The organism is Spirosoma horti (genome assembly GCF_054776595.1).
Map to the genome: position 1 here is coordinate 251566 of NZ_BAAHBQ010000009.1, position 22976 is coordinate 274541.

Here is a 22976-nt window from a genome sequence, read left to right on the forward strand (position 1 = left end):
TCCCACCGTTGACTGCACAAACCCCCGAATGAATCAAGTCCGCCAGCCTATTTCTACCCATTTCCCAACCCATACCGGCGGCTCACTTGTCAGTTCGACTTGGGTGTGGGCACTTCTTTTGGGCCTTCTTACGGCTTGTCTGACCAGTTGGGTGGTTGGTGATTTCACCCATCCCCTATCCGACGGCAACGATACCGATCAATATGAATACGTCGGGTATTTCTTTAATAAGAACGTTTCTCTCTGGCCCTTTCCGCACCTCTCGCTGGTCAATACGCAAACGTTTTATCCCTACGGAACGAACCAGGTTTTTCTGGATTGGGGATTCGAGCGTGACTATTGGTACGCCTTCTGCTATCGGCTGTTCAAGGGGCCGGGGCCATATCTTCAGTATTATTATGTATACAGCCTGGTTGCCACCTCCGTTGGGACTTTCCTCCTGTTCGCTTCCCGATTTGGCATTCCAAAGTCATTCATAGCTGGATTGGTCGTCTCCCTGTTCAACTTTTACGCACTCTGGAAATACCCCATACACATGAACGTCTGTGTGGCGCACTGGACCGTTTTGTGCATGGTAGCCACGTACCGGCTCTTAATGACTATACATGACCGGCGTCCTGTCTCACTCACTTATGTGTTGTTCTGGGTAGCCCTTCATGTGCTGGTGCTGGGGCAGGAACTAGCCTACGTGGCGGGGTTTGCCCTCACGTTTACCACGCTCGTTTTTCCTGTAATCCTGGTGCTACTGTACCGCCAGTTTCCCGTTATTGGTCAATGGCCGTTACAAATTGGCTGGTATCTGGGACATGCGTTCGATCAGCAACGGGGTCAAATTATGGCGTTACTAGCGCTGATCCTGTTCAGCCTGTGGCTGTATCTTCCGCTAACGCTCCAGATCGCGTTTACGGCCTGGCAATTCGATTTTGGCGTTGTCCCCGAATTACGCGCCTGGTCGCATCCGGCACGTCTGTTCCTTCCGCACCTGCCCGGCATCGACAGTATTTCCATTCCGTATCAACGGTGGTTTCACGATACGTTTGAAAGTTACGGACAGGGTAGCCCCGGCCTTTATCTAACGATCCTGGCGGGTATAGGCTGGTGGCAAAACCGGCGCAACGTAGCTCTTTGGCTGCCCATTGTACTGATGCTGGTTCTATGCCTGTTGTATCACCCGGTGCTGGTACCCACGTTGAAACTATTTCCCTGGTTTAGCTTTAATCGACATGGGGGACGGGCGAGCCTCGTTTACCCGGTCTTGTTGACCCTGCTGGCGCTGCCCGTTCGGTGGCCGCATCGACTGCCAGGCCAGGTAAGTTGCGCGCTGCTGGTTGGCCTGATGGGTATGGAATGGTATACGGGTTACTCCAAGCGGTTAACCATACCCGTCAACGTGGCATCGGAGAGCGTGCTGCGTTATTGCGCCGTTATAAAGCAACAACCCGGCGAAGCCATACTCGACTGGCCTTTCTGCACGATTGGTGCCAATGGCGTCGGCGAAAAAGAAGGGCTCTGCCCCTATTACAGCGCTCAGAACGCGGTATTTTCGTTTCGACGCTTTTACGACAAAAGTGGTGTGGGACAGTATTTTGGTCGCCTGCATCCCGATCAGATCAAGCCTTTCCTGCGCGATGGCTGGCCCCGCCTGCTCGCTCCAGGCCGAGACTTTACCGATCAGGACTGGCAGTTTCTGGATTCATTTTTACGACAAAACAACTTTGCGGGAATCAACCTGTACGTCGACTTATTGTCTCCCCGACAACGAGACCAGTTCTATCAGCATTATGGCTTTCCGATTGCCGAAACCACATTTCCGGCGGCCGGCCGGGTCGTATTCATCGCACTGAAACGGTAGAAAAATCGTTCTTATTCTATACCCGCAACGGACGCTTTACTTCCCGCGTATACACCCTAGAAACAACCAAAAAACAAAGCATGGTATAACTTTTTACGAGTGATACTTTCCCAACTATCTATTTCGTACGTATTCATGCGACGTTTTTTATCGTTTGCGACCCTTACCAACGTCGCCCTGATTGGTATTGGCCTGCTCGGCTGCAAAACCGATAGCCGTGTCGAACTAATAGCTGCCGACTGTCTGGTCAAAGCATCCTCTTCCAATGGGGTGGCCATTGCAGGAGACTATATCGTTACCTATCAACCGACCCAAACACTCCCGTCTGCCCCCGGTGCGCGGATGGCTGCCACAGAAGCCCTGGCCGAGCAACTACTCACCGCCAATCATGTTGCCAATGTCCAGGCAAACGTTTTGGCTACCGGTGAACAAACATGCTTTCTGGCCCATTTGACCGAAAGTGAATCTCAAAAACTACGGCAGGACCCCTCTGTCATGCTGATCGAGCCGGACCGGATCATGGCTATGTGCAACTGCGTCGATGTCGCCACGACCACAACACTCACCTGGAATGTCAAACAAACGGGTTATGGGCGGGGCGATTTACAAACTGGCAAAACGGCCTGGATCATTGACACGGGCATTGACCTGGCTCATCCCGACCTGAATGTTGACGTTAGTCGTAGCCGGTCATTTGTCAGTGGACAAACGTCCGCCGATGACCAGAATGGCCACGGAACCCACGTAGCCGGTATTATTGGGGCAAAGAACAACAGCATCGGCATAACGGGTATTGCATCCGGAGCTACCCTGGTCGCGCTCAGGGTACTGGATAATGAGGGGGAAGGACGCTTGTCTGGGATTATTCAGGCAGTCAACTACGCAGCACAGCATGGTAAGGCGGGTGATGTGGTCAATTTAAGTCTGGGTGGCGAAGGTACCTCTGCCACTCTCGACCGGGCCATAACCCAAGCCGCCAACGCGGGCATTCTGTTTGCCATTGCGGCCGGAAATGACGGTAAAAACAGCGATAACTATTCACCAGCGCGTGTGAACCACGCCAATGTGTTTACGGTGTCGGCCATGAACAGCCAAAACAGTTTTGCATCCTTTTCGAATTTTGGTAGTAGTGTAGATGTCTGCGCTTACGGTGTCCGAATCACCTCAACCTATAAAGATGGCACGTATGCTACGCTGAGCGGCACGTCGATGGCTGCTCCCCACGTGGCCGGGTTATTGTTTATTCGAGGTAGCCATTTTCCTACGCATGGAACCGTGGCAGGGGACAAAGATGCAACGCCCGACCCGATAGCTGGTGAGTAATCGTCATTCGCTCAAGCTGACGGATACCCAAACGAGTACCGGAATGTCCGGTACTCGTTTGGGTAAATAGTGCAATCCCATAATCATCTGTGCCATTTTATCATCCACAGGTTCGTCATTTTACAGTAGGCGAATAACCAATACATAATTTTTATTATTCTCATTACACTGCATCATTATTTTACATATTGCAGAACAAGCCTTATATTATTTCACGAATACACCCAATGAATATTGGGTTTCATGACAATTCTGATCATTTTTACGGATACTTCATCTAACCTATGTTCCACTGGTGTCCGACTCTGTTTTTATTCTCTTCGTCCTCTGTTTCAATGTCATTATTTGCGAATGGTTAAGCACGAAGCCTGGCTTTCGTCATATTGGTACGGCACTTCTGGTCATTATTCTGACCGCTATCGAAGCCAACCTTTACCTCATCCCGACAACCGAAACGCCCGTCTACGAAACCATTTTTAGCTATCTCGCCCCTTTCTCCTTATTTTTTCTATTGCTGAGCGTCAATTTAAAAGACTTACGCAAAGCAGGTTTGCCGATGCTGACCATGTTTCTGGTGGGATCGGTTGGAACGATAATTGGCGTCTTCACAAGTGTCTGGCTTTTTTCGGCGCCTAAAACGGTGGGCAATTTATATTATGCCCTCGCGGGGATGTTTACGGGAACGTATATTGGGGGTGGTCTTAACTTTCACGCCGTTGCGCTCCATTATGGCGTATCGAAAGCGGGCAATCTGTTCGTTGCCGCCACGGCTGCAGACAACATTATGACCGCCCTCTGGATGGTGGCCACACTGGCGCTGCCCCGACTTCTTCAACGGTATTTCCCACGACCACACATCAACACATCGCCAACGGTAGTATTCACGGCTAAACCGGATACGGTTGATACAGAGCCGTTTGCGGACGCCGAAACCGTGACCCCACAGGATCTGGCCTTACTGCTCACCCTGGGGTTTGGCTCTATTTTCCTCTCGAAGCAACTGGCTGTGCTGGTGCCTGTTATTCCCTTTGTACTCATTCTGACGACCATTGCTCTGGCCCTGGCTCAATTCAGGGTTATCAATACGCTACGCGGGAGCCGATTACTGGGGCTGTTCGGCATCTATGTCTTTCTGGCGGTGATCGGCGCTTACTGCGACGTCGCGACCCTGCTCCACGACGGTCAACTGGCCATTATTCTCTTCGGCATGATTCTGACCCTGGTGTCGATTCATGCCCTGATTGTTTTTGGCATTGGCGCATTTGCCAAACAGGATTGGGACCTACTGAGCATCGCATCACAGGCTAATGTTGGCGGAGCCACCTCTGCCCTGGCACTCGCCAAGAGTCTTAACCGACCGGATTTGCAACTGCCTGCCGTGCTGGTCGGCACGCTTGGCAATGCAATGGGCACCTATTTGGGTATTCTGGTGGCAGAGATCCTGCGGGGAACGTAAGCTCTTTAATCTCCCGTTTGCATCTATCCGCTTGATTTCCGTACCTTTGTCTCGCGATCAGCCCGTATCCAACGAATAAAGCGGATTGATCACCAGCTTAGCGAGCGGCACTTCATTGTGCCGTTTTTCATAAGTAGAATAATCTATAAACTCGATAGAATTTATACCTTATGCAACCTCCGATAGTCTCCGGGACCGACCTGGCGAACGACTCGCTCCTGGCGGCACAGTCGGCATTGAACCTTAATGGACTGACTATCACGCTCCAGGGAGAGAACGCACCCGCCCAGGCCGACGTTGTACGGGCCGCTTTTCCAACGGCAACAGTTCAAACCAGCGCGGCCCGGCCGTTGCTTCGCCGACGAAACCGCACTGAAATTGCGATCTATGTTTTTTCGGCATTGGCCTTAATGATCGTTGGGCATCTGCTTTTCAGTTACTTTACGCTGGATCGGTTAACGCTGCTGGCGAGTTCAATCGACCTGACGCCCCGTATCTTTTACTTCATCATGGCCGGCTTTGTGGCCCAGATGATCGACGGCGCCCTTGGGATGGCCTATGGCGTAACCGCCACAACCTTCCTGACGAGTGTAGGCATCAGTCCGTTGTTCGCGACAGCCAGCGTTCACAGTTCCGAGATTTTTACGAGCGGGGTATCGGGCTACATGCACCTTAAATTTGGTAACGTCAACAGCCGATTGTTCAAGATTGTCCTGATACCAGGCGTTATTGGTGCTGCGTTGGGTGCCTTTTTAATTACCAAACTGGCCGATATGGAAGTTGTAGCAACCTACCTTAGCCCTGCCATATCCGTCTACACAGCCATTCTGGGCATCCTGATCTTAAAAAAGGCTCTGGCAAAGCAAACCAAGAAAAAGCCCGTTCGGCAAATTGGGTTGCTGGCCTGGTTCGGTGGGTTTGTCGATGCCATTGGTGGTGGTGGCTGGGGACCAATCGTCAACTCAACCCTGATTGCTTCGGGGCGACACCCACGCTACACAATCGGCTCGGTCAACCTGGCCGAGTTCTTTGTCTCCTTCGCGTCGTCGGTTGTATTTGCCTTATATGCCGGGTTGGATAATTACGGCATGGTTATTCTGGGCCTTATTCTGGGTGGTATGATAGCTGCCCCTATTGCGGCCCGGCTGGCGCAGAAACTACCGGTCAAAACCATGATGATTCTGGTCGGAATTGTGGTAATCCTCGTAAGTTTGCGTAAGATTATTAAGTTCTTTTAGTGTTGGGCCAGGCTCCTGCTTGGCCTAAGTAAATTAACTGGCCAAGCAGGAGCCTGGCCCAGACAACATGAGAAAACAAACCAAAGCCATTCGCATTCAGGCGGAAAAATCGCAGAATCGCGAACACTCCGTACCGCTGTATTTAACCTCCAGCTTTGCCTTCGAAAGTGCCGAACAGGGAAAAGCGCTATTCGACGAAACGGAAGAAGGGAATATCTACTCCCGTTTCTCGAACCCCAACGTAACGGAGTTTGTCGATAAGGTATGCATGCTGGAAAATGCCGAAGATGGCATAGCCACGGCAACGGGTATGGCTGCAGTGTTTGCGAGTATGGCCGGTTTGTTGAAGTCCGGCGATCATTTGGTCGCCTGTCGGGCTTTGTTCGGCTCAGCTCACCAGATCATCACCCAGATTCTGAGTAAATGGGGCATCACGTACACCTACGTAGATGCCAGCGCTTCGGAAGCGGACTGGGAAGCGGCCATGCAGCCTAACACACGCATGGTGTATCTGGAAACCCCTTCGAACCCTGGCCTGGAACTTGTCGACCTGGAGATGCTGGGACGGCTGAAGCAGAAATACGGCTTTATTTTAAACGTCGATAACTGTTTTGCCACCCCAATTCTGCAAACACCGATCGACTTCGGAGCCGATTTGTCGGTGCATTCCGCTACCAAATACATGGATGGACAGGGGCGCGTATTAGGCGGCATTGTGGTTGGCCGTGCTGACCTGATTCAGCCCATTCGGTTCTTTGCGCGGCATACGGGGCCTGCCCTGTCGCCATTTAATGCCTGGATTTTATCCAAAAGCCTGGAGACACTGGATCTGCGGATGGAGCGGCATTGCCGCAACGCGCTGCAACTGGCCGAAGCGCTGGATACCCATACCGATGTGGAGCGGGTGTTGTATCCGTTTCTCCCCTCCCATCCCCAATACGATCTGGCCAAGCGGCAAATGAGCGCAGGTGGTGCCATTGTCACGATTGAATTGGAAGGTGGTTTCGACCGCGTAAAAGCGTTCTTCGATGCACTAACCATTCCGACGCTTTCTTCAAACCTGGGTGACTCCCGCACGATTGTCACCAACCCAAATACAACCACGCATGCCAAACTGAAACCCGACGAAAAAGCAGCATTGGGTATTACACCAGGCCTGATCCGGATTTCGGTTGGTCTGGAAGACGTTGACGATTTGATTGAAGACTTCACCCAAGCAGTAGAAAAGTCAGCAGAAGTGATTAAGGAGAAGGTATAACCAAGCCTAAACGTATCGTTCATGCTACGCATCTCTGTCCTTTTTGTCCTATTTCTGATGACCCAATTGGTTCATGCCCAAACACCTAAAAAACCTCTTCGAGTGGGTATAGCGGGCATGGCGCATGACCATGTGCATGGCATTCTGAACAAAGCCTTTGGAAAATCAGGTCAGACCGACATCGAAATTGTCGGGATTGCTGAACCAAACCGGGAACTGGCCGAAAAACTGGCCAAACGGCATGGGTTCAGTATGAGTCTGGTGTACCCTACGGTAGCCGAGATGCTCGATAAAACGAAGCCCGAAGCCGTAACTGATTTTGGGCCGATTGTCGATCATAAAAAAACGGTTGCCATTTGTGCCCCTCGTGGTATTCATGTGATGGTGGAAAAACCACTGGCAACGACTTTTGCCGATGCCAAACAGATGGAAGCGCTGGCAAAAAAGCATACTATTCAGCTCCTGACGAACTACGAAACGACCTGGTACGGCAGTAATCACAAAGCCTACACCCTTACCAATACCGATAAAGCGATTGGTGATGTCCGGAAAATTGTTGTCCACGACGGTCACCAGGGACCCAAAGAAATTGGGGTGAGCAAAGAGTTTCTGGACTGGCTGACCGACCCCGTTACCAACGGTGCTGGTGCGCTGTTTGATTTTGGCTGTTACGGGGCTAATCTGTCGACCTGGCTCATGCATAATCAACGCCCGCTGTCGGTGCTGGCGGTAACGCAGCAGATCAAACCGGATATTTATCCGAAGGTAGAGGATGAGGGAACCATTATTCTGACCTATCCCAAAACGCAGACGATCATTCAGGGTTCGTGGAACTGGCCTTTCGGTCGAAAAGACATGGAAGTTTACGGCCAGACGGGCTATGTTTTCACCGTCGATGGGACTAAAATGCGTATCCGGCTGAAAGACGATAAAAATGAACATTCGGCCGAAGCCACGCAGGCCGATGCCCCTGCTGCTGACCCTTTTGCCTATTTTGCCCGGCTCCTTCATGGCGAAACTAAACCCGATGAATTAACGTCATTGGAGAATAATATGATCGTCATGGAAATTTTAGATGCCGCCCGACAATCGGCCAAAACCGGTAAGGCGATCACTCTTTCTCAACGGAATACCATCCGTTAGTTTTTATAAAAACGGGCTTACGGTTCCACCCATTGGCCCCTACTTGTATGATTGCAGAACCAACTCACACACTCGAAAGCCTGACCGAACAGATTCACGGTCTGAGCAACGTTGACGCGCTGCGGAAACTGGCGGAGTTATTTCCCGGCGAAGTCGTTTTTTCGACCAGTCTGGGCTACGAAGATCAGGTAATCACCGACCTGATTCTGGCGAACGACATCCCCATCAAGATTTTTACGCTCGATACGGGGCGGATGTTTGCGGAGACGTATTCGGTCTGGAAAAAAACCAACGATCGGTACGCCACCAAAATTGAAGCATTTTTCCCGGACCGGGCCGCCGAAGAGGCTCTAATGAGTACCAAAGGTCCTTACAGCTTTTACGACTCGGTTGAGAACCGGAAAGAGTGCTGCGGCATTCGCAAAGTGGAGCCCCTGAATAGGGCGTTGAAAGGACAGAAAATCTGGATTACCGGTATCCGTGCCGAGCAGTCGGCCAACCGTCAGAGCATGCCACAACTCGAGTGGGACGGAGCGCATAACCTTTTCAAGTTCCACCCGCTGATGGACTGGACCTTCGACGAAGTGAAGCAGTACGTAAAAGACAATAACGTTCCCTACAACCCCCTGCACGACCGGGGGTTTGTCAGCATTGGCTGCCAGCCTTGTACCCGCGCCATTCAACCGGGCGAAGATTTCCGGGCCGGCCGCTGGTGGTGGGAAGATAATTCAAAAAAGGAGTGCGGATTACACGTTCACGAAGAGGTATTTAAGCCTTAGTTTACAAACCATTCAGGTTTACATGCGCTCACCGAATGAATGACTTGTTAATACGCTGACATTAAGACCAATAAAATGAAGTTAGATTATCTAGATCAGCTCGAATCGGAAGCCATCCACATCATGCGGGAGGTAGCCGGTCAGTTTGAACGACCTGCGCTGCTTTTTTCGGGTGGCAAGGATTCCATTACGCTGGTACATCTGGCCCTGAAAGCGTTTCGGCCGGGCAAATTTCCGTTCCCGCTGGTACATATCGACACAGGCCACAATTTTCAGGAAGCGCTTGACTACCGCGATGCGATGGCCGAACGAATTGGCGAAAAACTGATCGTTCGCTACGTGGAAGACACCATCCGCGAAAAGAAACTGAAAGAACCGACGGGACGCAATGCGACACGAAATGGCCTTCAGACCTTTACGTTGCTGGACGCCATTGAAGAGTTCGAGTTCGATGCCTGCATTGGTGGTGCCCGTCGGGATGAAGAAAAAGCACGCGCTAAAGAGCGCGTTTTTTCGGTGCGCGACGAGTTTGGCTCCTGGGATCCCAAACGACAGCGGCCCGAATTGTGGAACCTCTACAACGGCCGGATTCACAAAGGTGAGAACGTGCGCGTTTTCCCGATCTCGAACTGGACCGAACTGGATGTCTGGAATTATATCCGTCGCGAAAAAATCCAGTTACCAAGCATCTATTTTGCTCACGACCGCGAATTACTGATCCGCGACGGCAAGCTCATGGCTACTGCCGGTGGGGTCATCAAAGCCGAAGCCGATGATCAGTTGGTGACACGCCGGGTGCGTTTCCGCACTGTTGGCGATATTTCCTGCACGGCGGCCTCCGAATCGACCGCCGAAACGCTGGATGCGGTCATTGACGAGATTCAGGCTACCCGCATTTCCGAACGGGGCGAAACCCGCATGGATGACCAGCTTTCCGAAGCCGCTATGGAAGACCGCAAGAAGGGCGGGTATTTTTGAAAAATGATCAGTTATGAAGGCTGCAACATCTCTTTGATGGCTTATTCATAATTTATCATTATTAATTCATCATTCAAAGAATGGATCTTTTACGATTTATAACGGCCGGTTCGGTTGACGACGGCAAAAGCACGCTTATCGGGCGTCTTCTTTACGATTCCAAATCCATTCTGGCTGACCAGTTGGAAGCCATTGAACGCGCCAGCAAAAGCCGCGATGATGGCGAGATCGATCTGGCTCTCTTGACCGACGGGCTCCGCTCAGAACGCGAACAGGGCATCACCATCGATGTGGCCTATCGCTACTTTCAGACACCCGCCCGCAAGTTCATCATCGTTGACGCCCCCGGCCATACCCAGTATACCCGCAACATGGTGACCGGCGCATCCAACTGCCAGCTCGCCATTGTGCTGGTCGATGCGCGGCATGGCGTGGCAGAGCAAACCCGTCGGCACTCGTTGATAGCGTCGCTTCTGGGTATTCCGCACATTGTGGTGGCGGTCAACAAAATGGACCTTGTCGGGTATTCACAGGATGTCTTTTCGGACATTTGCATTCACTATGCCGAATTGGCTCAGAAGCTGAATGTGAAACACGTTACCTACATTCCGATGAGTGCGCTCAACGGCGATAACGTGGTTGACCGGTCAGAATCAATGCCGTGGTATGACGGGCAGACACTGCTGGAACATCTGGAAACGGTAGAAATTGACGATGATGCCAATCTGGAACAGGGCCGTTTTCCGGTTCAGTACGTCATCCGGCCCCAAACGCCGGAATTGCACGACTACCGGGGCTATGCGGGTAAAATCACGAGTGGTCAATTTCGCAAGGGCGATTCCATAACGGTCTTTCCGTCGGGCGAAACTTCGACCATCGACGCAATTGAGATTGCCGAGACCCATCTGGACGAAGCCATTACGCCGATGTCGGTTGTGCTGCATCTGGCGACCGACGTCGACATTAGCCGGGGCGATCTGATCGTTCGCTCGGACAACCAGCCATTGAGCAGCCAAACCGTTGAAGCCATGCTCTGCTGGATGGATTCCAAGGAGTTCAAAGTGGGCAATAAGTATGTGTTGCAGGTTGGCACATTCCGCACCCGCTGTTCAGTGCGAGAGATTGCGTATCAATTGAACGTCAACACGTACGAACAGATTGAGGGCGTTGAACAACTGCGCTTGAATGACTTGGCTAAAGTCGTTTTGCGTACGGCTCAACCAATTAGTTTCGATCCCTATAGCACAAACCGGGCGTCGGGTGGCGCCATTCTGATCGACGAAACCTCGAACGTAACCGTCGGTGCGTTGATGTTGGTGGGCGAAGCGTAAGAAGGCTTACTTTTTTGTATATTTGAGTAAAGACCCGATAAGTTCATGACTGAGTTAGCCGCCCAACTTCTTGAATCGCCCAAAGCCCCGCAGATCATTCAGCAGGTTCAGGCTATCCTGAACGACGAAAAGAACCGTCGGCAGGCATTTTATGAGTGGATGGACGACGATATGAAAGCGGAGTTCATCAACGGCGAGATTGTTGTTCATTCACCAGCGCTGCATAGGCACAACGCAGCGGTCATGTTTCTGGGTACGCTGCTCAGCGCCTTTGTCAATGAACGAAAACTGGGAATCGTGCTGGTTGAAAAAGCATTAGTGGAACTGACACGCAATAGCTATGAGCCAGACGTTTGCTACTTCGGGTTAGCGAAATCGGCTGCTATACAGCCTGATCAACTATACTATCCAGCGCCTGATCTGGTCGTGGAGGTTTTGTCAAAGAGCACGCAAAAGAACGACCGGGAGGTTAAGTTTGAGGACTATGCGGCCCACGGAATAGCCGAGTACTGGCTTGTTGATCCTACCCGCCAGACCGTTGAACTCTTTACATTGGATGCCGACACGGAGGCATATGCATTGGTCGATTTATTTCGAATTGGGCAAATGGTTAGCAGTCAACAGTTAGCCGGTTTTACGATTCCAGTCAAAGCCATTTTCGATGCGGCTGCGAATGCAGATGCCCTTCGGGCTTTTCTGAAAGGTACTGTTTAACCTTTTTATCTGACGCACAAAAAAGCCCCACAGATTACTGCGGGGCTTTTTTGTACCTATGTGTTTATTGACATTACATCTTTTCCAAAACCCGCTCCATCGACACTTCCTGCCCGATCATGGCTTTCAGTTCGCTGATCGGAATCCGGATTTGTTCGGTTGTATCGCGGTAACGCACCGTTACGGTATTGTCTTCCAGGGTCTGGTAATCGACCGCAATACAGAATGGCGTACCGATCAGATCCTGCCGGGTATAGCGCTTACCAATGGCATCGCGCTCTTCATAAACCACCCGAAACTCCGAACGCAGACTTTTGACGATTTCTTCCGCTTTTTCGGGCAATCCATCTTTCCGAACGAGCGGGAACACGGCCGCCTTGATTGGTGCCAAAGCCGGATGCAATTTCAAATAAGTCCGCTCTTTTTGCTGGTCACCTTCACCAACGGTCTCTTTCGTAAACGCATTACAGAAAACGGCCAGAAACAGGCGGTCAGCCCCAACCGACGTTTCAACCACATACGGAATGTAGTTACCGTACGGTTTACCAGTAGCAGGATCAACCTCATTGTCGAAATACTGCTGCTTTTTGCGGCTCAGTTCCTGGTGTGCTTTCAGGTCGAAATCGGTGCGTGAGTGAATCCCTTCCATTTCGCGGAATCCGAACGGAAACTTGTATTCAATATCGACGGCCGCATTGGCGTAGTGCGCCAGTTTTTCGTGGATGTGAAACTTGAGTTTATCGGCGGGCAGGCCAACCGCCTGGTGGAACTTCATCCGGGCATCACGCCAGGTTTCGTACCACTGCATTTCGGTTCCGGGCCGCACGAAAAACTGCATTTCCATTTGTTCGAACTCCCGCATCCGGAAGGTGAATTGCCGGGCTACGATCTCGTTCCGAAACGCCTTACCGATCTGTGCAATGCCAAACGGAACTTTCATCCGGCCCGTTTTCTGCACGTTCAGGAAGTTGACAAAGATCCCCTGTGCTGTTTCCGGACGAAGGTAAATCAGACTGGCGTCCTCGGCCAGCGAACCGACCTGCGTCGAGAACATCAGGTTAAACTGCCGAACTTCGGTCCAGTTATCGGTACCCGACACGGGATCTTTAATGCCTTCGGCGATAATCAGATTGCGAACACCTTCCAGATCATTGTCGCCCAGTAAGCGACCCATTTCCTGCAGGAGGGCCGTGCTTTTGGCTTCATCACCGGCGTTGGCGTAGGCCTCGGCTTTGAGTTCCAGCAGTTGGTCGGCACGGTAGCGTTTTTTGGAGTCGCGGTTGTCGATCATGGGGTCGTTGAACGAATCCACGTGACCCGATGCTTTCCACGTCAGCGGGTGCATAAAGATCGACGCATCAATCCCGACAACGTTGTCGTGCAGTTGCGTCATGGCTTTCCACCACAGCGTTTTAAGGTTATTCTTTAATTCAACGCCATTCTGACCGTAGTCATACACGGCTTGCAGCCCATCGTAGATTTCGGATGATGGAAAAACGAAGCCATATTCTTTGGCGTGGGCGATAATGTCTTGCAGCGATGTGGCGGGTGCGCCGGGTGCTGGCGTTTCTGGAGTATTCATACGTGGGCGCAAAAATACGTTTTTATGCGCAAGTGCACACTTCCCTGTTCTAAATCATGATACGACATCCTGCTTAACGGCCCAGTTCGTGAGTTACATCCGCTACTATCTTCCGTCTAAGGGGCATGTTCAGCCGCTTTCAAGCCCTTATCCGCGATTATTTTGGTTTCTCTCATAAGGAAACAAGAGGATTTCTTGTCCTGCTTTTCCTGACGATCTTGTGCCTGCTTATTCCGTTTGTTTACCGGCTCGTGTCCGATGGAACGCCTGTTGACACCTCGGCAGCCGATCAGCGTAAACTGGACAGTCTGGTTGCGCTGATGCAATCCGAAGAGGCTAAACAACCGCAATTTGCGGATCGGGGCGAGAAAGAGAAAACCACGGCCGAACGATTCAGCGAACCTAAACTCGTCAATTTCGACCCGAATACGATCAGCGTGGCCGGTTGGCAGCAGTTGGGTGTGCCGCGCTGGATGGCCGAGCGTATTGACAAATACCGCAGCAAGGGCGGCCAGTTTCGGCGAAAAGAAGATCTTCTCAAAATTTACGATTTCCCGCCTGATCTGTATGATCAACTCGAACCCTACATCACCCTGAAGGAAACGCCCCGATCAACCCAATTTAAAAACGACCGATTTACGGCGAACAAACCCTTCCCGAATCAGCCTTACAAAACCAACGACCGCCCCACCTACCCCGAACGACCTGCGAAGCCCGCTCTTCAACCGTTTGATATCAACACGGCTGACACGGCTCAATTGATTGCGCTGAAAGGGATTGGCGCTACGTTGGCTGGTCGTATCGTAAAATTCCGGGATGCACTCGGCGGCTTTATCTCTACGGAACAGTTTCGCGACATCTATGGCCTCGACTCACTGGCGCTGAATGAATTACAAACATTCGGCAAGATTCGCTCATCGGTGCGCAAGATTCCCGTGAATACCGCTTCGGCGGAAGAGCTGGACCGGCATCCTTTTTTATCCCGTCGGCAGGCGCAGATCATCGTGAACTACCGCGAACAACATGGCGCCTATACATCGATAGAGTCGCTGAAACCCATCCGCATTCTGGATGCGAAAACGATTGAAAAGTTAGCCCCGTATCTTGAATTCTAATATGTTTTTAGGTCATCAATGGTAAAATCAGATCAGCAACTGCTTAATGGATTCAAGCCCTTACTGACCAAAATCCATGACACATTCCATACGTTATACACCCGTTCTACTTATCAATCTGTTGCTTTGTTTGTCAGGCCAAAGCTGGGCACAGCGCCTGACATGGCCCAATGGAGCCAAAGCCGCCATTTGCCTGACCTATGACGATGCCATGAGCAGCCAACTCGAACAGGCAATCCCAGTCCTGAACTCGGTACGATTAAAGGGCACTTTTTTTCTAAACTCACTAGCCGACGACAACGCCACCGAAAAATGGAGACAAGCGGCCCAACAAGGTCATGAACTGGCCAACCACACACTGTTTCACCCTTGTCTGGCAGCAAAGGGCTGGAAACCAGTCTGGGCGCTGGATAATTACACCTTCGACCGAGTGCTAAAGGAAGTTCAATCTATGAACACGCAGTTGTATTTGCTGGATGGGAAGAAAACCAAACGTACGTTCGCCTTTCCCTGTGGTGATACGACGGCGGGGGGCGTTTCGTACCTGGACACATTGCGTCGGTCAGGTTTGGTCAGTTATGGACGTATGGTTGGCGACGCCAATGCCGTCGTCACTAATTTTGAGACCCTCGATCTCCTGCAGGTGCCTTCGCTGGCTGTGCAACCGGAACATACCGCTGCTGACTTAATTACCTATGCGGAAAAAGCGGCCCAACAGGGTGGACTAGGCGTTTATCTCTTTCATGGCGTTGGCAGTCAATGGATTGCCGTATCGGCTGCGGAACATAAAAAACTGGCCGAATACCTGGCGAATCATAAAAAGACCTATTGGGTAACGACTTTCGACGAAGCGATGAACTACGTTGCGCAATGGAAGCAAAGCCACCCGTCGACTGCTAATTCGAAATAGAACAAACTCCGTTGAAGCTGTCCGCACGTTTGCATGTTGGCAGTTTTGTCATGGCGACGCAGAAGCAATGTTCGGATGATATTTACAGTACCCGAAGATTGTTTCTGCGTTGCCATGACAGAAAGGCAATTATTATAACTAGCTGACTTATCGTCTCGTCAACACCACAACATTTTCGACATGGTGCGTATGCGGAAACATATCGACTGGTTGCACACCCGTAACGATATAGCCTTCGTCTAAAATACCCAGATCGCGAGCCTGGGTGGCCGTGTTACAGCTCACATACACAATTCGTTCGGGAGCCGCCTTCAGGAGCTGACGCGTTACGGCTTCATCCATACCGGCTCGGGGTGGATCGGTGATCACAACATCGGGGCGGCCGTGCTGCGCAAAAAAGTCATCCGTCAGAATGTCCTTCATATCTCCCGCCACGAAAGTCGTGTTGGTAATCCCGTTCACCTCGGCGTTGACGCGGGCATCAGCCACCGATGCTTCGACATACTCGACACCCACCACATGCTTTGCCAGACGAGCCACAAAAAGCGCTATCGTGCCCGTGCCTGTGTATAGATCATAGACCCGCTCCTGCCCCGTCAAACCGGCGAATTCACGAGCAACTTTATACAGATTATAGGCCTGCTGGGCATTGGTTTGATAGAACGATTTAGGCCCAACCCGGAACGTAAGTGGTCGGTCGTCACCGGCGTCCATCTGCTCTTCGATATACGGTTTTCCGGCCCAATTGATGACCTCCTGATCCTGATAACTATCGTTTTTCTTTGTATTCAGGATGTAATTCAGCGACGTGATCTGCGGAAACAGTACCAACAGATGATTCATCAATCCGCTGAGTAGTTCCGGATTGTCCTGCGCCACCTGCAACGTTACCATGACCTGCTGGGTAGTATCGGCAGTACGGATAATGAGCGTCCGCAGATAACCGGTATGTACTTTCAGATTATACAACGTCATTCCATTCTGATACACATAATCCGTCACGGCCAGCCGGATGGCATTGGACGGGTCGGGCTGAAGGTAGCAGTGATGAATTGGCAGCACCTTGTCGAACCGGCCGGGCACGTGAAAACCAACCGCGCGCTGGTCGATGGGTTCGTCGGTTCGTACTTCGGTCGAGGTCATCCAACGGCCTTCCGCACACGTAAATTCGAGTTTATTCCGGTAGTACCGGGTTGGGTGAGCGGCCATAATGGGCCGTATCGTGGGCAAAGCCACTTTGCCAATACGCGTCAGGTGATCGACCACCTGCTGGTGTTTAAAGCTCAGTTGTTCGGGGTATTGAATGTGTTGCCATTTGCAGCCGCCACAGGTGCCAAAATGCTCGCAGAAGGGTTCTGCCCGCAATGACGACCATTCATGAATGCGCTCGGCAACCGCTTCCCGGTATTGTTTTTTGGAATTGGTTATACGAAGGTCGACTACGTCGCCGGGCGCAACACCGGGTCCTCCGGTTGGATTTTCAACGAAAATGACGCCTTCATCAGTACGCACGATGCACTTCCCTTCGGCGGCTACGGTATCAATTCGAACGCCTGCCAACCGTTCGGGTGTTTTATGAATCTTCCTACGCATAAGTCCTAAAAAACCGCTAATTTAAGCAGTCGTTTTCGGACAGACCCTATATTGACCTATTTCTGCTTATGCCGAATTTGTACCGTTCTTTTTTATTGCCTCTTTTGTTGACCTGTTCGCTATTGGTTATGAGCCAGTTGGCCCAGGCAACGCATATTGTTGGTGGCGAACTTGAACTTCGCTACCTCGGCACGCAGGGCGCCTATACCCACCGCATTATTCTCAATTTGTACTTTGATAATGTAAATGGAAATCCGGGAGCCGATGATGGACTCGTCTCGGTGGGCGTTTTCGCCAAACGGACCAATCAACTCATTGGCTATGTCCCTCTCAACCGAATCAGCAGTGAGTTTGTTGCCTACACTAAACCCGCCTGCACGAATGCCAGTGTATTGAGCACCCGCCTGATCAGGCACAGTTTGGACATCACCCTCGACCCGAACGTCTTCAACGATGCCGGTGGCTATTATATGACCTGGGAACGGTGCTGCCGCAATGGTACGATTACCAACATCGAGAATCCAGGAGCAGCCGGATCAACCTTTTATCTGGAGTTCCCGGCCATCGTTTCGGGCCAGACCCGCGTTGTCAATTCATCCCCGACCTTTACGATTCCCAAAGGCGACTATGCCTGCATCGGTCAGCCATTTACACTCGATTTTAGCGCGAAAGATGCCGACAATGACAGTTTGGCTTATTCATTGGTAACTCCGTACAATGGCTTCAGCACGACGGGTGTTCCTAATCCCGGCGCGGGCTCATCCTTTGGAAACCCCTATTTTACACCGGGTCCTTATCCAACCGTACGCTGGAGCAATGGCATCTCTGTGGCCAATGAAATTCCCGGAACGGCCCCTCTGCGCATTAATCCGCAGTCGGGTTTGCTCAGTGTAACCCCCAGCCAGGCGGGGCTGTTTGTTTTCTCCGTCGAAGTAGTTGAATATCGGGCCAGAAAAGCCATTGGTCGCGTCCGACGTGATTATCAGGTCCTGGTACTTGACTGCCCCAAGAATAATGCGCCCAAACTTCTTTTCCGTCCCGACGGTCAGAAAGAGTTTTATAAACAGGGAACGGTGATGACCATTGCCGAAAAAGACACCAATTGCCTGACCTTATTTGTCACCGATATTGACCCAAGCCAGCGCATCACGGTATCGAACATGAGTGGCTCGCTGCCCGGCCTGACCCTCGCCCCCGGCGAACTGGCTACCCGAACTAATCACGATACGCTGCAGGTCAAGTTTTGCTTTGGTCGATGCGTGGGCGGCAATGGTACACCGGTTACATTGCTCCTTCGGGCCACGGACGACGGGTGTCCACAAGGCTTAAGCGATACGCTCAGTGTTCGCCTGAACATTATTCCTTCGGCCAACAACAAACCGCTGGCAGCAACCGATTTGCCGAACAACAAAGCTAATGTCAGTGTCGGAACATCGTTAACCTTCAACGCCTTTGGCACCGACATCGATAATGATAACGTGACCATTCAGGCCGTTGGCCGGGGCTTTACGCTGGCCCAGGCAGGCATGAGTTTCGGTTCGGCGTCAGGCGTGGGTAAAGTTTCGCAACCGTTCGTCTGGAGACCCACCTGTACGCAGGCCACTCAGGCAGCCTATCTGGTCGACTTTATCGTGACCGACACCCGCTGTAATCGAAACCTGCGCGATACGGTGACGGTGAATCTGGCCGCCATCGGCCTGCCCAGTCAACCGCCAAGTGTGCGAACGACGCTTGCTCAGCAAACCATCGAGTTAGTCGTCAGCCCCAGCGATTCAGCAGGCCGTACGGCGTTCGACGTGTTGGGCAATGACCCGGACCGCGACACGCTACGATTAACCGCAGTTGGACGTGGATTCGATGTCAAAGCTACGGGTATGACCTTTACCGACAAGTTTGGCCTGCCGACCCTTCAATCGCCCTTTGCCTGGAAACCTACCTGCGCGTTGATGTCGGGGAAAGCCGAAGCAACCTTTGTTGTGGATTTCATGGCCGATGACCGCTCCTGCCAGCCCAATCACCTGGCTGTTACCACAGTTACGTTTACCGTTAAAAATCCATCGTTCAACGCTGACATAAAGATCCCGAATGTCTTCACGCCAAACGGCGACGGCATAAATGACTTTTTCGCCGTTAGCAACCTCCCCGAAAATTCCTGCGACGAGCAGTTTACATCCATCGAGGTAGCGAATCGCTGGGGGCAAACGGTCTTCAAGTCTGCGGATCCAAAATTCCGCTGGTACGGTACAGACGCGCCATCCGGCACCTACTATTATTTGCTCACGACGTCGAAGCGAACCTTAAAGGGAACGGTAACGATCATCCGATAAGGGGCTCTTACTCATTAGTGTTGCCTTGTCATCTCTATGCCAAGGACCACATAATGTATAACAAAAACAAGGGTTTTCATACACCAAATAAGGCAACACAAAATCGATACTATCCAATTTCATTAGGGGCAACTATTGACTGATCCAATCGATGGCCGCTTGTAAGGCCCGATCCGTGCCGGTCAGGTAATCAGCAGCACTGGGTGTTGCGTCTATATCAATGGGGACGCCTGGACCAAGAATTAACTGCCCATCCAGCGTATAAACACCCCGGCCACTGAAGCGGGTTTGATACCCACCCGGAAAAGAGACATAGCTTACATCACCGTTGGCACCGGCCGATTGGGTACCAATAATCCTGGCGCGGGGAGCCGTTCGCAACGCCATACAGGTCGATTCTGCTGCGCTCTGCGTATATCCGTTACAGAGGATGGCGACTTTGCCCCGGTAGTAATCCGCGTTTTTTCGCCCAACATGCTGCACGGCACTCAGCCTGAACAAGCCAGGGAAAGACAGATCCGGTTTGGTATAGCGCGCAAATCCTCTGGGTTCCGGATTTAGATACGCACAAATTCTCTGAAAGGACCCTTTTGGATAGGACCGCACATCGAAAATGATCCCCTGACGGTTTCGGTATTGCTTCATGACCTGCTTAACCTCGCTTACCACGAGCTTGCCCAGGTCGACATATCCAATCGTGGGGGGAACGGTTTTTGATTGGGTGGACAACTGCGGGCGATAGCCAAAACGCTCGAACGCATACCGATGCATCGTTTTACGAATTCGTTGACCATCGCGGATGAACTCAACGTCGAACATTGGCTGTGAGCCGGTGAGCATGACCGGTAAAATCTGTCGAATCAGCGCTGAACGATTCGAACCCGAAAAGTCTGGCGTACGCTGATCGATGAGTTCAGTAATCGAACGATCACCTAGTCGAATCAGGCGGTCCCCCCGGCGAATGTCATCGCGTTGGCATAGCGAGTCATTGAGATAGCCAGTCACCAGCAGCGAGTCATTCAGTAACCGATACTCAAAGGGTGGAAATAAAAACGGTTTGGTCCAGGGAAGTCGATACGCTGGAGGAACGATTAGCTGGGCATGGCCGTCATGGGTCGCACTAATTAGCTGCAGCAAAACGTGTTGATAACTTAGCGTATCGGCAGCCTGTTGGAAACGGGGAACAAATTGGGTCAACACCTCATCCCAGGGTTGAGCCATGGCATATTTAGTGGGATGGAAGTAGTCGATAATAGTCCAGTAGCGAATCAGGCCCAACAGCCGGTACGACAAGCCAGGCAAGGCCATCCCGGCATAGTCCGATTCGGAAAACGCTAATCGATTCCGAAACGAGTCCCAGTGTACATACTTATTGGGCCGTTGGTTTCGATTGGCGGCAATAAACGTCAGTTGCTGGCAGAGGGCCGGGCTGAAAAGTGACGAATCGGCCAGCCAGCTTAAATCCAGGTTTCGGGTAAAGCTCCCTGAATCGGGCGCTGAGCAACGCGAACAGGGCTTAATCGGGCCTAACTGGTCGATCCAGCTCAACAGTCGGGCAGACAATTCAGGTTTAGAGTGGATGGTCGCTGATTCATCCAGGAGTTGGATGAGCTGGCCATCCCAATCGACTTTTCGGGTAGCTACCTGGGGATGATAATATTTGAGAAATCCCCATACCTTCCCAATGGTCACTATGGTCTGGGTGTGGGTTAAGGGCTGAGCGAGTGCTGATGAGGAGAGCAGGAATAAGATGAACAAATGGCGCATACGCTGGGGTTTGGCTATAGCCCCAAACTTAGGCATCGTGCCTTATGGGTACTACTCAGGATGGGTTAAAGTATGTTAAAAGAAATCCCTTCGGGCTCACCCTGCCTGGCTTTCGCCTGAGCGCTATTCATTGTTAAAATGGACTTGTCATCGTGCGTTACTTATTGTCAACAAACGCTCCTGGTTGAGGCAAAAACCGAAGCGTAAGGTGAGTGCTATATTTTCGCTCACTCTTTTAACTTGCGGCCTGTGAACTAAATCAGCCAATGCATGCATCTGGATATACTTCAATTAAAGGAGTTGCTACTGGTAAACCAGGCCCATTTACGGGTACTTGAACAGCTTGAAGCGGAGCGGATCGCGAAAGAAACGGGGCAGCCATTGCCAGTGGTTCAGCAACGAATTCAAACGCTGGCTGAAGAAATACTCGAGATTGTTCGAGAGGAAAATCCGTAAGGCCAATGGGCAAGAAGGGTTGATCGTTCCCCCATGATCTGATTAGGTTAGCTCCTCAACATGATCGTCTTCCCACGCGTCCTTTTATTGCGCCAAACGCTCCATTTGTGTTATCCGAACTCGTTAGAGACAAGTCACGGAACAATGGGCGATGCCGTTTTGTACGACACCGCTCATTGTTCCGTGAACTGGCTCCTCAATCATCAGCCCGGTATTGTCTAATTCTCTATCTTCGCGGCTGCAATTATGAAAGATAAAGTAGTACTCATTACCGGTGCTTCGTCGGGCATCGGTCGGGCCATGGCCTTTGCTTTTGGGCGTGAAGGTGCCCGTGTTGTTATCTGTGCCCGTAAAGCTGATGCGCTTCAAGTAGTCAGCGACGAATTACGGCAGGCGGGCATCAATGTCTTCGCCCTGACCGCTGATGTCAGCGTTGAAACCGATGTCAAAAACCTCATAGAACAGACAGTAGCCCATTTTGGCCAGCTTGACATCCTGATCAATAATGCAGGCATGTCACATCGCTCCATGCTGATCGACACCGAACCCGCTGTTATTCGCACCTTAATGGACATCAATTTCATGGGCACCGTATATGCCACCCGCTATGCGCTCCCTTATATTCAGCAAGCCAAGGGGTCGATTGTCGGCATTTCGTCGATAGCAGGCTATCGGGGGCTGCCGGTACGAAGTGGGTATTCGGCCTCAAAGTTTGCCATGAACGGCTTTCTGGAAGCCGTTCGGACCGAGTTGCTGCATACGGGGGTGCACGTACTAACGGCCTGTCCGGGTTTCACAGCCTCGAATATTCGGTTTTCAGCGCTGGACGCGCATGGGCAGGCCAAAGGCGAGACCATGCGTGATGAGGGCAACATGATGACTGCCGAGGAGTGCGCCGACCATATTCTACGGGCGGTAAAAAATCGCAAACGCGAATTGGTGCTAACCACACAGGGCAAGGTTACCGTATTCCTGAACAAATGGTTACCCAGCCTGATGGACAAACTGGTCTACAACACCCTGGCGAAAGAAAAGGATTCCCCTCTAAAAAAGTAAGATCGGACCACAGCCGCGGACGGCCGCCGAAGCGTCGGACCGCCGAACCGTCGGACCGGAGTGAATGAGTGAAAAAATAGTTGGCGAGTTTGCCCGCT

The 22976-nt window shown here is 51.6% G+C and carries 18 protein-coding genes; 15 read left to right on the top strand and 3 right to left on the bottom strand.

Annotated features, from left to right (window positions below):
• The first annotated feature begins 28 nt into the window (after positions 1 to 28).
• The 10 genes from ACYVAM_RS26500 to ACYVAM_RS26545 all read left to right on the top strand — a co-directional run bounded on the left by ACYVAM_RS26500 (position 29) and on the right by ACYVAM_RS26545 (position 12072).
• Complete coding sequence (locus ACYVAM_RS26500; protein WP_461072761.1) at positions 29 to 1852, top strand: hypothetical protein; 1824 nt, start codon at positions 29 to 31, stop codon at positions 1850 to 1852.
• A 135-nt stretch (positions 1853 to 1987) separates the two neighbouring features.
• Positions 1988 to 3175, top strand: coding sequence for a S8 family peptidase (locus tag ACYVAM_RS26505; RefSeq protein ID WP_461072763.1), 1188 nt, complete (start codon positions 1988 to 1990; stop codon positions 3173 to 3175).
• Positions 3176 to 3470: 295 nt separating this feature from the next.
• Positions 3471 to 4631, top strand: coding sequence for a DUF819 family protein (locus tag ACYVAM_RS26510; protein ID WP_461072765.1), 1161 nt, complete (start codon positions 3471 to 3473; stop codon positions 4629 to 4631).
• Between the two features lie 170 nt (positions 4632 to 4801).
• Positions 4802 to 5869 carry a sulfite exporter TauE/SafE family protein gene (locus ACYVAM_RS26515; RefSeq protein ID WP_461072767.1) on the top strand — a complete coding sequence of 356 codons (1068 nt, stop codon included), beginning with the start codon at positions 4802 to 4804 and terminating at the stop codon, positions 5867 to 5869.
• Positions 5870 to 5936: 67 nt separating this feature from the next.
• Complete coding sequence (locus ACYVAM_RS26520) at positions 5937 to 7127, top strand: trans-sulfuration enzyme family protein (protein WP_461072769.1); 1191 nt, start codon at positions 5937 to 5939, stop codon at positions 7125 to 7127.
• A 21-nt stretch (positions 7128 to 7148) separates the two neighbouring features.
• Positions 7149 to 8270 (top strand): Gfo/Idh/MocA family protein, encoded by a 1122-nt coding sequence (locus ACYVAM_RS26525; RefSeq protein ID WP_461072771.1) that lies wholly within the window; start codon positions 7149 to 7151, stop codon positions 8268 to 8270.
• Between the two features lie 47 nt (positions 8271 to 8317).
• The gene (locus tag ACYVAM_RS26530) at positions 8318 to 9049 is read left to right on the top strand and encodes a phosphoadenylyl-sulfate reductase (RefSeq protein ID WP_461072773.1); all 732 of its coding nucleotides are present in this window, start codon (positions 8318 to 8320) and stop codon (positions 9047 to 9049) included.
• Positions 9050 to 9124: 75 nt separating this feature from the next.
• The gene (gene cysD / locus ACYVAM_RS26535) at positions 9125 to 10027 is read left to right on the top strand and encodes a sulfate adenylyltransferase subunit CysD (RefSeq protein WP_461072775.1); all 903 of its coding nucleotides are present in this window, start codon (positions 9125 to 9127) and stop codon (positions 10025 to 10027) included.
• 80 nt (positions 10028 to 10107) lie between these two features.
• The gene (locus ACYVAM_RS26540; protein WP_461072777.1) at positions 10108 to 11358 is read left to right on the top strand and encodes a sulfate adenylyltransferase subunit 1; all 1251 of its coding nucleotides are present in this window, start codon (positions 10108 to 10110) and stop codon (positions 11356 to 11358) included.
• Between the two features lie 45 nt (positions 11359 to 11403).
• On the top strand, positions 11404 to 12072 hold the full coding sequence (locus ACYVAM_RS26545) for a Uma2 family endonuclease (protein WP_461072779.1): 669 nt from the start codon (positions 11404 to 11406) through the stop codon (positions 12070 to 12072).
• A gap of 73 nt (positions 12073 to 12145) precedes the next feature.
• On the opposite strand, the gene ACYVAM_RS26550 is transcribed toward ACYVAM_RS26545, so the two are convergent.
• Positions 12146 to 13654, bottom strand: coding sequence for a glycine--tRNA ligase (locus ACYVAM_RS26550; protein ID WP_461072781.1), 1509 nt, complete (start codon positions 13652 to 13654; stop codon positions 12146 to 12148).
• Between the two features lie 125 nt (positions 13655 to 13779).
• Between ACYVAM_RS26550 and ACYVAM_RS26555 the strand changes: the two genes are divergently transcribed.
• The gene (locus tag ACYVAM_RS26555; RefSeq protein ID WP_461072783.1) at positions 13780 to 14769 is read left to right on the top strand and encodes a helix-hairpin-helix domain-containing protein; all 990 of its coding nucleotides are present in this window, start codon (positions 13780 to 13782) and stop codon (positions 14767 to 14769) included.
• A 76-nt stretch (positions 14770 to 14845) separates the two neighbouring features.
• Positions 14846 to 15679, top strand: coding sequence for a polysaccharide deacetylase family protein (locus ACYVAM_RS26560; protein WP_461072785.1), 834 nt, complete (start codon positions 14846 to 14848; stop codon positions 15677 to 15679).
• Between the two features lie 147 nt (positions 15680 to 15826).
• Here the strand turns inward: ACYVAM_RS26560 and rlmD are convergent, their stop codons facing one another.
• Positions 15827 to 17272 carry a 23S rRNA (uracil(1939)-C(5))-methyltransferase RlmD gene (gene rlmD / locus ACYVAM_RS26565; protein ID WP_461072787.1) on the bottom strand — a complete coding sequence of 482 codons (1446 nt, stop codon included), beginning with the start codon at positions 17270 to 17272 and terminating at the stop codon, positions 15827 to 15829.
• 68 nt (positions 17273 to 17340) lie between these two features.
• On the opposite strand from rlmD, the gene ACYVAM_RS26570 reads away from it, so the two are divergent.
• A complete protein-coding gene (locus tag ACYVAM_RS26570) occupies positions 17341 to 19599 on the top strand; it encodes a gliding motility-associated C-terminal domain-containing protein (protein WP_461072789.1) in 2259 nt (752 codons plus the stop codon).
• A 132-nt stretch (positions 19600 to 19731) separates the two neighbouring features.
• Here the strand turns inward: ACYVAM_RS26570 and ACYVAM_RS26575 are convergent, their stop codons facing one another.
• A complete protein-coding gene (locus ACYVAM_RS26575) occupies positions 19732 to 21366 on the bottom strand; it encodes a S41 family peptidase (protein ID WP_461072791.1) in 1635 nt (544 codons plus the stop codon).
• Between the two features lie 270 nt (positions 21367 to 21636).
• Between ACYVAM_RS26575 and ACYVAM_RS26580 the strand changes: the two genes are divergently transcribed.
• Both ACYVAM_RS26580 and ACYVAM_RS26585 read left to right on the top strand, forming a co-directional pair.
• On the top strand, positions 21637 to 21822 hold the full coding sequence (locus tag ACYVAM_RS26580; protein ID WP_461072793.1) for a hypothetical protein: 186 nt from the start codon (positions 21637 to 21639) through the stop codon (positions 21820 to 21822).
• Between the two features lie 246 nt (positions 21823 to 22068).
• Complete coding sequence (locus tag ACYVAM_RS26585) at positions 22069 to 22878, top strand: SDR family oxidoreductase (RefSeq protein WP_461072795.1); 810 nt, start codon at positions 22069 to 22071, stop codon at positions 22876 to 22878.
• Positions 22879 to 22976 lie beyond the last annotated feature (98 nt).